General features: G+C 40.9%; 10 protein-coding genes. 4 read left to right on the top strand and 6 right to left on the bottom strand.

The genetic code is table 11. The features are described from left to right. Window positions 1–2: 2 nt before the first annotated feature. Window positions 3–1,208, bottom strand: coding sequence for a glycosyltransferase family 4 protein (locus H6G79_RS19630; protein ID WP_190592248.1), 1,206 nt, complete (start codon window positions 1,206–1,208; stop codon window positions 3–5). 66 nt (window positions 1,209–1,274) lie between these two features. After that, window positions 1,275–1,502 carry a hypothetical protein gene (locus tag H6G79_RS19625; protein WP_190592247.1) on the bottom strand — a complete coding sequence of 76 codons (228 nt, stop codon included), beginning with the start codon at window positions 1,500–1,502 and terminating at the stop codon, window positions 1,275–1,277. Between the two features lie 368 nt (window positions 1,503–1,870). Between H6G79_RS19625 and gloB the strand changes: the two genes are divergently transcribed. From gloB to H6G79_RS19610, 3 genes are all read left to right on the top strand, one after another. Then, on the top strand, window positions 1,871–2,644 hold the full coding sequence (gene gloB / locus H6G79_RS19620; RefSeq protein ID WP_190592246.1) for a hydroxyacylglutathione hydrolase: 774 nt from the start codon (window positions 1,871–1,873) through the stop codon (window positions 2,642–2,644). Between the two features lie 199 nt (window positions 2,645–2,843). Then, window positions 2,844–3,941 (top strand): DUF2817 domain-containing protein, encoded by a 1,098-nt coding sequence (locus H6G79_RS19615; RefSeq protein ID WP_190592245.1) that lies wholly within the window; start codon window positions 2,844–2,846, stop codon window positions 3,939–3,941. Window positions 3,942–4,202: 261 nt separating this feature from the next. Continuing rightward, window positions 4,203–4,655 carry a pre-16S rRNA-processing nuclease YqgF gene (locus H6G79_RS19610; RefSeq protein ID WP_190592244.1) on the top strand — a complete coding sequence of 151 codons (453 nt, stop codon included), beginning with the start codon at window positions 4,203–4,205 and terminating at the stop codon, window positions 4,653–4,655. Between the two features lie 27 nt (window positions 4,656–4,682). Here H6G79_RS19610 and H6G79_RS19605 read toward each other — a convergent pair whose 3' ends face one another. The 3 genes from H6G79_RS19605 to H6G79_RS19595 all read right to left on the bottom strand — a co-directional run bounded on the left by H6G79_RS19605 (window position 4,683) and on the right by H6G79_RS19595 (window position 11,014). Next, window positions 4,683–4,946, bottom strand: coding sequence for a DUF3146 family protein (locus H6G79_RS19605; protein WP_190592243.1), 264 nt, complete (start codon window positions 4,944–4,946; stop codon window positions 4,683–4,685). A gap of 687 nt (window positions 4,947–5,633) precedes the next feature. Beyond that, window positions 5,634–8,504, bottom strand: a complete 2,871-nt coding sequence (gene pgmB / locus H6G79_RS19600) for a beta-phosphoglucomutase (protein ID WP_190592242.1) — start codon at window positions 8,502–8,504, stop codon at window positions 5,634–5,636. A gap of 92 nt (window positions 8,505–8,596) precedes the next feature. Next, a complete protein-coding gene (locus H6G79_RS19595; RefSeq protein WP_190592241.1) occupies window positions 8,597–11,014 on the bottom strand; it encodes a sucrose synthase in 2,418 nt (805 codons plus the stop codon). A 503-nt stretch (window positions 11,015–11,517) separates the two neighbouring features. Between H6G79_RS19595 and H6G79_RS19590 the strand changes: the two genes are divergently transcribed. Beyond that, complete coding sequence (locus tag H6G79_RS19590) at window positions 11,518–11,925, top strand: HetP family heterocyst commitment protein (RefSeq protein ID WP_190592240.1); 408 nt, start codon at window positions 11,518–11,520, stop codon at window positions 11,923–11,925. 447 nt (window positions 11,926–12,372) lie between these two features. On the opposite strand, the gene aroB is transcribed toward H6G79_RS19590, so the two are convergent. Next, entirely contained in the window at window positions 12,373–13,467 is a 1,095-nt protein-coding gene (gene aroB / locus H6G79_RS19585) for a 3-dehydroquinate synthase (RefSeq protein ID WP_190592239.1), read from the bottom strand. Between the last annotated feature and the right edge of the window lie 102 nt (window positions 13,468–13,569).

Genomic DNA, 13,569 nt, shown 5'->3' with positions numbered 1-13,569 from the left:
ACCTATGCCTGTAAACTAGAAAAAAGTTGCGATAAAATTGATTTCATAGTATCAATGCTATAGTACTCAATACATCTTTCTCTAGCCATTTTTCCTTTTTCATAAGCATTATCCAAATTCTGAAATATTTCTTGAATTTTTTCAGCTATTTGTTCAGGACAACTAGATTCAACTAAATAACCATTTCCTCCTAAAATTTCAGGAATATCTCCGACTTTAGTAGCCAATATAGGTTTTGCCATTGCCATTCCATCTGTGAGTTTCAGAGGGAATTGAGCTAAAGCAGCTGGTGTATTTCTCTGCGGGACGACAATGACGTGGGCTGCGGCGACAATTTGGGGCATTTCTTGGGAGGGATACTTTGGTAACTTAATAATCCAACGTCCCCATTTTTCCATAAGTTGGGCATCATAATCGTCATAGGGACTGCCACCCACAATTACTAGCTTTAAATCCGGCTCATTAAGTTTGTCTAATGCTATCAATACATCTTCCACACCTTTGTATGGTCTTGGCGCACCAGGAAACATTAACACTCGATACTCAGAGAGTCCATAACGCGCCCTACTTTCTTCAGGATTATAAAGACTGGGATTAAACAGATTGGTATCTTTTCCATTGGGCAAGTAAACCCCACCAAACCGCTCTTTTAAAAATTGAGTGTGAACTGTAATCACATTAGCTTTATTTGCCATACCTTCCACTGTTTTTAAATAGAGTGGATGATCTGGATATCTTAAAGCTCCATCTTTTTTGAAAATGTCTCGCAAAAATTGCTTGGCTGAAGGGCGATATTGCCATTTTTCACCGCCATACCAACTTAATTCCCAATCATCTATATCTAAAATTACTGGTCGATGAGTTTTTAATTTTTGCAGCAAAGCTAAACCGAAAGTGGTGGGCTTCGGTCGCATAGCATAAATGATATCACCATCTAACTTTTTCAGAAGTTGAGATGCTGATTGAAGAAATTGGGGATAGTTATAGCCTGTAATATGGCTAACTAAAACTTCAGATTGAGGGATTACTGCTGGCTCATCACCAAAATTAAAGCCAAGGATTTCTACTTGATAATCAAGTTTTTGGAGGGCTTGCGCTATTAAAAAAGAGCGAACACCTCCGCCTCCCCATCTTCCTGCTCCAGCACTTGAGAGGTCGCTAACCAGAATTGAGACTTTTAATTGATGTTTGCTTTGTTTTTGATGCACAATATTTTATATTTATAATCTTGGCAAAAAATTATTTAATGATAAATTTACTACTAAAATTATAGGCTACCAATCGATCAGTTTTAACTGTCCTGTTTGAATCTGATCTAAGATGCGGTTAATCTGGCGGCGGACTCTATCGTTAATTTGACCATTAGCAAATACTTGAGAAAGCAGCAAGGTATGGTCTTGACGACTCAGCTTTCCGGATGAAATGATTTTATCTACGATTTTTTTAATAGCAATTTCTGATTGACTATCAACACTAATGTAGATAGACGGGCGATCGCTCATTATTTCTCCTCAAAAATCCAAAAAATCACGGGTATCTTTGTTCACTGAAGTATAGGTAAATGCACCCCAGCTCAAGATTAATTTCGGTAGTCAATAGCAAATATGTACACCCGTTGATAACAGTCTTTTTAGCGATTTCTAGAACTAAAAAGAATACAATCAATCTAACTTCGGACTTACTGATACTCCCAGAGGATTTTTACTGATAAAAATCACAGTTTTTTAGGAGTTTTTACGATGTTATCAGTATAAACACGGTTGTAGCTGAATATAGCTCGTGCAGTTTACCCGCTAGAATAAATAAAACCAAAAGTTTACAGTATCTCAAAAAGTACTAGGAATTAATTATTTCAGGGAGTTAAGAGGAAATGCGGGTATTCCGTCTGGAGGCACTCTCAGATAACTACATATTCTTACTGCACAATAGTCAAGAAAATATTGCCGCAGTTGTTGATCCAGCCGAGGCTGAACCAGTGCTGCACAAACTGGCAGAACTGAATGCTGAGTTAGTTGCTATTTTTAATACTCACCATCATCATGATCATGTTGGTGGCAATCAACAGTTAATGCAACGCTTCCCGAAACTCACCGTGTATGGTGGGGCTGAGGATAAAGGCAGGATTCCCGGACAGCAGATATTTCTCCAACAAGGCGATCGCGTTTTGTTTGGCGATCGCACCGCAGAAGTCATCTTTGTTCCCGGACACACCCGCGCCCATATTGCCTATTATTTTCCACCCCAAACAGCAGACGAACCGGGAGAATTATTTTGTGGGGATACTTTATTTGCTGGTGGTTGTGGTCGCTTATTTGAAGGCACACCCACACAAATGGTCGCATCCTTAGAAAAACTCCGTTCCCTCCCAGATAATACCCATGTTTGGTGCGCCCATGAGTATACCTTAAAAAATTTACAATTTGCCCTGACTGTAGATAGTGATAACACTGACTTACAACAACGCTACGCAGAAGTTAAAACCTTTCGCAATCAAGGTAAAGCCACCGTCCCCTCCCTGCTGGGAGTAGAAAAGCGTACCAATCCTTTTTTGCGTTGGGAACAACCATCCCTACAAACAGCCGCCAAAAGTAACGATGCAGTGCAAACATTCGCCCGTATTCGCGGAATGAAAGATCAGTTTTAACTAGTACAACAAGGCAAAAGTAAAAAGTCAAAAGGAAAAAGAAAGAAAAGTGATACCACAAGCCTTTTAGCAATTTCTTATGGTCACTGAGCCTAGTCGAAGTGTAGTCTGTTTATTTACGTACGCCGACCTGTACTAGTAGTCATTTGTTTATCTCCCTTGTCTCCCTTGTCTCCCTTGTCCCCCTTCCCCACTTCCCATGTCCTACGCTTCCGCCTTTAGTCCCAACTACGCTGCTGCACGATATCGATTTTGTGCGGCGGCGCAGGCTTTGGGTTGTCAATTAGAAACATATTCCATTGACCAAACAGGCCCGGATGAGGAGGACTTAACTATTGATGTGGCAATCTTAGGAGACGTTCAACCTGAGCAAATTTTGGTTGTTTCTAGTGGCTTGCATGGGGTTGAGGGTTTTTTTGGTTCGGCTGTTCAATGTGCTTTGTTAGAAGAACGTCTGATTGGTTGGTGTCCCAGTCCAAAAACTGCTTTGGTGCTGTTACATGCTTTAAATCCCTATGGTTTTGCTTGGGGAAGGCGTGGGAATGAGGAAAATATCGACCTTAACCGTAATTTCCTGCTACCAAATGAGGAATATACAGGTAGTCCAGAAAAGTACGGGGAATTGAATAGCTTCTTTAACCCAACTTCACCACCATCGCCCTTTGAACCGTTTTTGATCAAAGCGATCGCTACTATTTTCCATCACGGTATTAATTCTTTAATCAATACCTTACCTGTAGGACAATACGATTTTCCCCAAGGGCTATTTTTTGGTGGACAAAGGCCAGCTAAAACATATCAAATCTTAGCGGACAATCTTCCCCGATGGATTGGTGATGCAAAAAATGTTCTGCATATTGATTTACACACTGGTTTTGGGAAAAAAGGGACTTATAAACTGTTTATTGATGACCCTCCTAATTCCACATCAGCCGAGTGGTTAATTGAAAAGTTTGGTGCTGATGTCGTTGAACCCTATCAACCAGACGGGAAGATTTATAAAATTCGTGGGGGTTTAGGAACTTGGTGTCAGGCGATGTTTCCTCAGTGTAATTACAAGTTTCTCACGGCGGAATTCGGCACTTACCCAGTTATCCAAGTTGTTGAAGCATTACGGGCAGAAAATCGGGCTTATTTTTATTCGCCGCCAGAACACTCATCCAGAATATGGACACGCCAACGACTAGAAGAAATGTTTGCACCCGCAGATATAAATTGGCGGAATACTGTAGTTTGCAGAGGTATTGATTTAATCGAAAAAGCAATTGAGGTTTGCTTTCCTACTGAAGTAATTTAATTTATAGCAGAAGGCATAAGGCAGGAGGTTTTTCCCAACTTCAGCTTGATTTTTGACTTTCCATTCCTCATGACTTTGGTTTTTTATTATAGCGGTTCTCATTCCAGTGAGGTACATTTTCCTAGTCTCTAGCCTCTAGTCTCTTTTCTTTATCTACTTGTACTGTACTCAACCAAGAAACGCTATAAGACGTATATTTCCATATTTTCCTGTTCCCTGTTCCCTACCTCCACGAATGAATTTAATTTTGTGCAACTACTTATGGATTTAAATGAATTCTCACCCAATCAACCAGTAATTCTTGGCTTCGACCCTGGTAAAGATAAGTGTGGTTTAGCTGTGATGGGATTAGACAGACAGCTACATTATCATCAAGTTGTACCTGCATCAGCAGCGATCGCTAGTATAGAAACACTCAGACAACAATACCCTGTTTCTTTACTTGTCATGGGTAATCAAACCACAGCCAAGCAGTGGAAACAAAAATTACAACAAGAATTATTACAAACATTAAATATCATGTTAGTAGATGAGCGATATTCTACTTTAGAAGCACGCGATCGCTATTGGCAGATGTATCCACCCCAAGGACTAACAAAACTATTGCCAAAAGGAATGCGCCAACCACCAAGACCGATAGATGACATTGTGGCTATCTTATTAATTGAAAGATATTTAAATCGTCTGACAGAATCAACTGTTAATAGGCAATAGTGAATCTCTCCCTTATCCCTGATTTCTTTACAGTTCTGCTCGGATAGTAAAAGCATAATCTCCTCCTGGTTCTAGCTGATAATCTTGTTTTTCTAAAAAGCGACCAAGAGGTTCTTTAATTAAAGCGCGACCTTGGGAGGGTTTCACCGACAGTTCTCCACGGCGGAAATGCCATTGGAAATGCCATTCAAAATCTCCGGCGCTGACTTCGCCCTCAAGAAACCCATGTTGCCAGGATTGGCGTGTTATTTTAACATGGGCAGTAGTTTCTGGCAAACGTTTTGCACTCACAATGCTTTAGATAAAATAGCAAACAACGCAGTCTATTTCTTTTATTTACCAAACTTCGCCGCGATCGACAAACTAACAAAAGATAGCTTTAACAGTTTTTTGAATAGCCAAACGTCTGACATTATAAATAAACCTTGCCAACACTGGGGAGTAAGGGTCTCAAAAAATCAAAAAAGTCATCACATTATGATGACTTGACTCATCCAAAAGTATAGTTATGGCAAATGTTACATTTATCTATTGGATTTCTCTCCTTAGTTGCATTGATGAATTGAATGCGTGCTATTCCATACACATCCATTTCTGAGGATTTCTTATTTTCCTCTGCTTAGAGTGCTTAAAGAGCGATATATCATTTAGGATTGCTATAAAACTCATACCATTTTGGATTTTAGATTTTGTGAAAAGTTGCGTGGGCGGGTTCCCCGACTTGAGCAAACTTTTCAAGACAGATTTTGGATTGGGTAAGGGTTGATTGGTAAGCTTTTGAGTCATCCATCTGTCGCAATCATTTTTTAATTTGGTATCATATTTGATTTGGGAAAAAATCAGTAAACTCAGATCAGGCTTCTTTCCTACTCCCAACTCCCCATTCCCTATTCCCTACCTACACAAATAAATTCAGAAATCAAACCGGATTCCTATATAAGAGTTTGAGAGAGTTCTTGCATAAGTACCAGTAAATACTCACAACTCACTACTCATTTGAATATCTGCCCACTTCACACCTGCGAGGCTTGGTAATACTAGATGGGCTGCACCGACACGTTCAACAGGGCCTAGTCCTACTGTCCACATACCCCCGGCTAAGGCGGCTTCTATGCCGGCGGCAGCATCTTCGACGACTACACATTGTTGTGGTTGTAGTCCGAGTTCTTTGGCGGCGTATAGAAATAAATCCGGTGCGGGTTTGGGTTTCTGCACACTATAACCATCTGCGATCGCATCTACTTTATCAGCAATGCCCAATAACTCAACTACAGTACGGGCATTTTTACTGGCTGAACCGATAGCAGTCTTAATTCCAGCTTGCCGTAACTCGTCCAAAAGTGCGATCGCACCTGGCAATAAATCTTTAGATGTGACATGGTGAATTAATTCTACATAGTAGTTATTTTTACGCTCCATCATTTCTTGAATTTGTGCTTCGGAATACTTGCGATCGCCAATAATCAACATCAAAGATTCACGCCGTGACACACCCCGCAAAGCTTCATTTGCTTGGCGATTAAAGGGAATACCCTCTTCATCAGCTAACATTTGCCAAGCTTGATAGTGATACTCCGCCGTATCAGTTAACACACCATCCAAATCAAAAATTACACCCCGAATATCCACCATTCTTCCTTGTTCCCCTTCTCCCTGATGCAAATCAAACTCATGCCACTCCCCACGCCAATGAAGTTTAAATTTCAGTCGCGTCCAGTGAGAAGGTAAATGGGGGTTGGCTACGGGGCTATTTTCTGTTAACTGAATGCCACCAAAGCCAAAAACTACAGCTTGCCATACACCGCCAGCACTTGCACCGTGAATACCATCGTTGGTGTTCCCGCGACTGTCTTCTAAATCCACCATTGCGGCTTGCATAAATTGTTTGTAAGCTGTTGTCGATTCACCGACATCAGAGGCGATGATGGCGTGAATTGCCGGGCCGAGGGATGAACCGTAGGTAATATCTGTGCGGGGTGCGTAGTAGTCCCAATTTGCTTGTAAGGATTGGGGGTTGTAGGGAAAATCTGCTGATTCCCGCATTAAATACAGCAGCATCAACACGTCTGGCTGTTTCAGGACTTGTCGCTTGTTGCCTTCTTCAATGCCTAAAATAGCTTGGATGGAACGCTGACGGGGTTCGTATTCGTCTAAGTTAATATCTTGGAGTTGGAAAAATCCCTCAAACTGCTCAATGAGTCCCGTTTCTGGGTCGTAGGGAATCCAGATTTTATCTATGATATCTTGCCAATGCGATCGCACTTCGGATGTAATTTGCAATTTCTCTGCTAATTCCGTCGCTCGTTCGGGGAAGTTGTGCCGTAGCCAATCATCAATAAATATTGCTTTTTCTAAATGCCATTGCACCATCCGGTTAGTAAAGGTGTTGTTGTGAACCAATTCGTGATACTCATCGGCTCCAATGACTGCGCGAATTTCGTAATAATCTTGTTCTGAATTATACTCAACTCGACTCGCCCAGAAGATAGCTGTATCTAAAACAATTTCTGCACCGCAATCACGCAGCCACTCATCATCACCCGTGGCTAACCAATAATACCAAACAGCGTAGGTAATATCTGCACTAATATGAATTTCGCGATCGCGGCACCAAATTCTGATATCCTCACCATAAAAATCGTTGGGAAGTGACCATCTAGGTGTAACTTCATCGCCAGTGTCGGCACTTTCCCAAGCGTACATCGCGCCTTTGTAGCCAGAATGCAAGGCTTTACGTCTAGCACCTGCTAAAGTGTGGTAGCGGTAAGTTAGTAAGTTACGTGCGATCGCAGGCTGGGTAAATGTAAAAAATGGCAGGATAAAAATTTCTGTATCCCAAAAAACATGACCCCGATAGCCAAACCCAGAAAGAGTTTTGGCGGGAATACTCACTTTATCGTCATGGCGAGGCGCAGCAATTAACAGTTGAAAAATATTGTAACGAATTGCAAAAGCCGCAGTATTATCACCTTCTAGCAAAATATCACTCTGCTGCCAAACTGCATCCCAGGCTTGAGTATGTGCATTGCGGAGGGTTTCGTAGTTGGAAATTTGAGCTAGTTTTTCTTGCGCTGCTTTGACTGGTGTCTCAATTTCCCGTGAGGTAAAGACTGTGACGATTTTTTCCACTGTCACAGTTTGCTGTGATTTGGTGAGAAAGGTCGCATTTAAGGAAGGATAACCAGGCGCAGTATTAACTTGGATAGATGCTTCCGTTCCTGATACGGTCATCTTGGCTGCCATACCAATCGTAATTCGTGAGCCACGAGTCCGGCTATGCAACCAAATACCATGTTCCGTTTTACCTTGGTCTAAATCTACCCAATGATTGAATCCTTGATTTTCAGGATAACCATTGATGCTACCTTGCACTTCAATCAATCCGTCAAAATCTAACGGCGTTAACTGACAGCGTTGACACAAAATATGCTGATCTGCAAAACTAGCGAAACGTTGAAAGTCCATATTTATAGTTTTGCCGGTGGGAGTGCGCCAACGTAAAGAACGGCTGAGGAGTCCGTGACGCACATCCAGCACTCGCTCGTAATGAGTAATTTCTCCTTCGTTGAGGCGGAAGCGATTACCATCAATAATTACTACCATTGGTAGCCAATCAGGACAGTTGGCAAGTTCTGTATATACTACAGGGACATCATCATAGACACCGTGGATAAAAGTAGCCGGCAATTCACGCGGATAGTCTCTTTCAAAACTGCCGCGTGTGCCTAAATAGCCGTTGCCAATGGTAAAAATAGTTTCTCTAGAATGTATTTGTTCGGGGTCAAACTGGGTTTCAGTTAACGTCCAGTCTGTATAGATAAAATTATCAGTAATAGTTTTGGTATCCATTGTTTAGATTCAATTCCAAATGCGAGGTTAGAGGCTAGAAGCTAGACACTAGAGGCTAGGAAGTGTATACCTCGTGTGATTGGGAATTACTATTATTTTTGCTTGTGTCTATGTTGTTCTAATATTTTTTCGGCTCTCGGTTTAAAGATGAGATGAAATAAGCTTTCCATGTAGCGATCGCGTGCTTCATTGTTTTCAGGAGCGACAAAGTTCCAAAAGCTAAACATTTTCGCCAGTAATAATAATTGACTGGTGTGTGATGACCAATTATATTTATTAGTAATTCGCTGGATCATCCACTCAGATACTTCCTGCCAATGTTGCGGATGATGTTCACATTCATCCAGGAACGCGATAATTTTCTGGGCTGCTCCTTCTAAGTCGGTAGGGTTAATAATAAATCCATCTTCTCGATTTTCAATAATTTCTAACGCACCACCAAACTGAGTCGCAAAAGTTGGTAAACCAGAAATCATCGCTTCTAAAATGCTTCTACCAAAAGACTCAAACCGCGCAAAATGCACATAAATTCCTTGGCGATCGGCTATTATCCGATAGGCTTCGCCAATATTCCCACCAGTCAGACGCATTCCCAACCAGCGAAGATGATTGTGGAGATGATGCTGATTAATAATGTCATGCAGCCGTTGAATTTCTGCCGCTTCTTCTGGATTAGCTGCTTCTGCTGGATGCAGTTTACTGGTTAAGATAATTAAATTACATCGCTTTTGTAACTCTTCACTTTGAGCGAAACAGTCAACTAATCCAGTCAGATTTTTAATCGATGATAGGGTGGCGACAGCAAAGATAGGCCGCTTGTTGGGTTCTGCCAAATTACCGAAAATTTGCGGGTCTTGGCGGTTAAATATTAAGTCTTCAATTTGTTGGCTTTGATTAAAATCCCTATCTTCTTTTTGGGTATAGGGAAAGAAGATTTTTTGATTGACACCAGGCGGTACTAAGTTAAATTTAGGGCTGAATAAATCAATGCCATTGACTACATGATATAGCTCAGGCATCGTAAAACATTTATAAGATTCATACTGCCCCATACCGTCGGGTGTACCGACAATTTCTTGATAAGAAGAAGTAATAATAAAATCGGCAGCATTCATACTAATTAAATCAGCCGTGAATTGTGCGGAAAAATGATATTGGTCTTCTAGGTTGTGCCAATATAAGTTACTAAAGAGATATTTAGGCTTTTCTAAGGAATGAGCAATATTACATTGAGTAACTTTGAGACGGTGAGATAAAAGTGAGGCGACTAAATTCCCATCACTATAATTGCCAATTATTAAATTGGGACGACCTTTAAATACAGCGAAGAGTTCTTTTTCTACATCATTGGTAAAACTTTCTAAATAAGGCCAAATCTCAAATTTAGAAATCCAATTGTTCGTAATCTCTGGATTAAATTCCTCAAAAGGAACCCGTAGAATCCACGCATTTTCTGTATCTTCGACTTTTTCTAGCCTGAGTCCGCAGGATGTACCTTCACAGTTGGGAATCAGTCGAGTCAGAATGATCACATGAGGTTGAATACCAAATACATCAAGTCCCGCAAGGGTGATTTCTTGGCGGAGTTTGTTTTCTAAGCTGCGTGCTTGTTCCAGCACATAGACAACTTGACCTAATGTTTCATCGCGTCCCATGACATCTTGTTGTCCTACCCAACCATGAATAGAAATCAAGACGACGCGAAAAACCACAGGAACACGCGCTACAAATGCTTCTAAAATGGCAGGTTGGGGGGTATCAATTAGCCGATCAAGTAATGATAACGTTTCACTAATTCGCGCTGCTGTATTTCCCCATCCAGGTGCGAAACCCAGGTTTTGCAGGTGAAAATGAAATTTTTCGTAGGGTTCATCAGCTGGTCTTTCGCTGAGAAACTTGATCGCTTCCTTGATTTGTTGCGCGAATTGCACACCTGAAGAAATGCGATCGCCAATTAACAAGCGTCTCCCATCATATTGCACTCGCCGCAATGCTTGAAACAATACCTCTAACCAATGTTGCGGATCATTTACCAATTGATCGCACAGGTAATGGTTGAGAAAGGCTAGACCTTGACCAATATTTCTGGGATCATCAACGGAGGGAGAATCTTCGTAAAAGGGGCCGAGGTCGATTTCCAGGATATGGGGTTGGTAGTGATTAACTAAGCGATCGCACACATCTAAATAAGCCTGCGGTGACATCAATTCACACTCACTCAAGTCAGCATTCAACCGCCAAACTTCTTGACTAGCAATTTTGGGACGAATCACAACCCAAGTATTTTCCTCTGACAAAATTATTTCATGGGTATAGTGAATCAGTTTCCCAATCGAAGAAGAGTAGTAAAAATAAGCAGGCTTTTGGGAGTTATGGCAATAATCTGCAAATACTTGCAGAATTTCATTTCTTAGGAAGTATTGTTTACCTGAAGCAGTTAATGAAAATATCAATTCTTGTAAGACAGATTTTTCATCGCTGTTCAGCACAGCTTGTAGCAGTTCATTCATAACTAATTCCGCCACTTTAATAGGTCACAACCTCATTTTTTCTCCTCAACAATAGTAATTTTCTCCGTAGGCCGTTAGAGGTACATTACCGTTCTTTCTCTTTTATGCTAAATCAGCACTTTACTTCTGCCTTCTAGCCCTGGTATGAATTATACAAACCAAAATTCTAAGCCATTAACTTAGGAGAAAAGCTGGCGATCGCTCCTAACATCTCCAAAAATTCATCCAAAAGATATATGTAATCAATTGAGAAATTAATTAAGCAAGTTTCTCAAATCAGTACTTCCTTGTCTCTATTGTTGAAATATCAAATAGGACTGCTATAGCTAATAGTCTCTGTACTGTTACCCTAAATATTGAGGGCCGTCACTAAAAAAGTGCCAATTTGGCTAAATTTACAATTACTTAAATAGTATTCTGTGTAGCAGGTAACTATTCATTAGGCAAAAATCTGATATTGAATCTAGATTTTTAATACGTTAATTACCACTACAGAGTTAGCCATGAACTACCAAGTACCTTCTTCTCAAAACAACTGTCATAGTTTGATTACTCCTGAACAGTTAGAGCAAGTAATTGAAGCTATTAGTGATGGTAGATATTCCTGGGGTTGTGTATTGATTTTGCGTTTTATCGGCTATAATCCACTCCATTTTATGCCTCAAAGAACTTACAGCCGTCTGATAAAAGAACAGAATCAATATATGGCGGCAAAATTAAATTCAGAGAATCATGTTAGTGCTTCAAGTAACAATACTGACATCCCAAGAAAAACGCATAATTTAAATCAATCAAATCCTCTGGATAAATCTGAAAACAAACCAGGAAATATCCAAGGGATGAATGTACTATATTTAAAATCAAATATCTCTAACCTTTATTCATCAAAGGATGAAGATATACAAAATTAACGTCTAAAAATAGCATTTAAGCAAGATTATGCTAAATAATTAACTTGTTAAATTACAGCTATATAGGAATACGGTTTGATTCCTGAATCTAGTTGTGTGGTGCGCGTTCGCAAAGCGTCTCGCAGAGAAGCGCAGCGCAAGCGCGATAGGCAGGGAGTAGGGAATGGGGAGTAGGGAGTAGGAAAGAAGCCTGATCTGGGTGTACTGATTTTTTTCAGAAATCAAATATGATTCCTATAGCAATCGTATTTGATTGGTGAAAATCGAGATGATTAGATACCCGACTTCTTTGAGAAGTCGGGTATCTTAAAAAACTTGTGGGGTTGTCATTGGTGAGGAGGGTAGTCAAAGGGTATCTGTGGTATGCGATCGGGGTAAGCTTTTTGTTGTTCCTCACTATTGCTATAGCGTAAAGCACCTAAATCTTGTATGGGTTAATTAGCTAATCTATTGCATTCCTTGTAGTACCTGCTGGATGACATCTGCTGGTACTTGGTCAGTAACTGTGACTACACCAATTTGGGTTGGTAACACAAACCGCACTTTACCTGCTTTGACTTTTTTATCTAGTTGCAGTGCGTCGATAATTGCGGCAATATCTACACCCGCAGGTAATTTTGTGGGTAAACCTGCTTTTTGAATGATGGCGTTTTGTCGGTCAGTTTCGGCTTGTTGCCACATACCCAAATTGACAGCAATTTGTCCAGCCGCTACCATACCGATCGCAACTGCTTCGCCATGATTAACTAATCGATAACCAGTCAAGCTTTCAATAGCATGACCAATGGTGTGTCCATAATTGAGAATTGCCCTGAGTCCGCCTTCTTTCTCATCTTTGCCGACAACATCGGCTTTGGCTTGGCAAGAACGAGTTAATATTTCACTCAACAATTCCGGCTTCATGTAGCGGAGTTGGTTGAGATGTTTGCTGGCTTCCATTTGGGTAAACAATTCCCCATCCCAAATCACACCATACTTAATCACTTCTGCCATCCCTGCACGAAACTCACGCACAGGTAAAGTTTTTAACACTTCTGGGTCAATTAAAACTAAACGCGGCTGATGAAATGCGCCAATTAAGTTTTTGCCATTGGGATGATTTACGCCTGTTTTGCCACCGATAGCAGAATCTACCATTGCTAACAAAGTGGTAGGAACTTGGACAACGTTAATTCCCCGCAGCCAAGTTGCAGCCGCAAAACCAGTCATGTCACCGATTACGCCTCCCCCCAAGGCTACCATTGTCGAGGAACGTTCCAGGCGATTTTCTAAGGCGACATCGTAGAGTTTTTGAATAGAATTGAGGGTTTTGTAGCGTTCACCGGCGGGTAAACAATAACTCGCTACGTTAAATCCTGCGGACTTGAGTGATGCGATCGCTCTTTCGCCATAATGTTTAAAAATAGTGGGATTAGATACTAGAAGTACTTTCTGCCCTAACTTGAGATTAGCCAGACTTTGACCAATTTGATCTAAACTTGCAGGTGCGATCGCAATTTCATAAGACTGCTGCGGTAAATTAACGTTAATGGTAGAAGTCATTGCCCAACCCTAAAAAGCGCCGTGGGCTTGTATTTTAGCGCAATCTGGGGACAAAAGGAGGTAAGAGGGCAGGGTGTAGGGATGTGAACCAAGAACAAATGA

It is taken from the genome of Anabaena sp. FACHB-83, from assembly GCF_014697485.1.
Taxonomy (GTDB): Bacteria; Cyanobacteriota; Cyanobacteriia; order Cyanobacteriales; family Nostocaceae; genus Nostoc_B.
The sequence above is the reverse complement of the archived record's forward strand: the minus strand, read 5'-3'. Positions and strand labels throughout refer to the sequence as shown.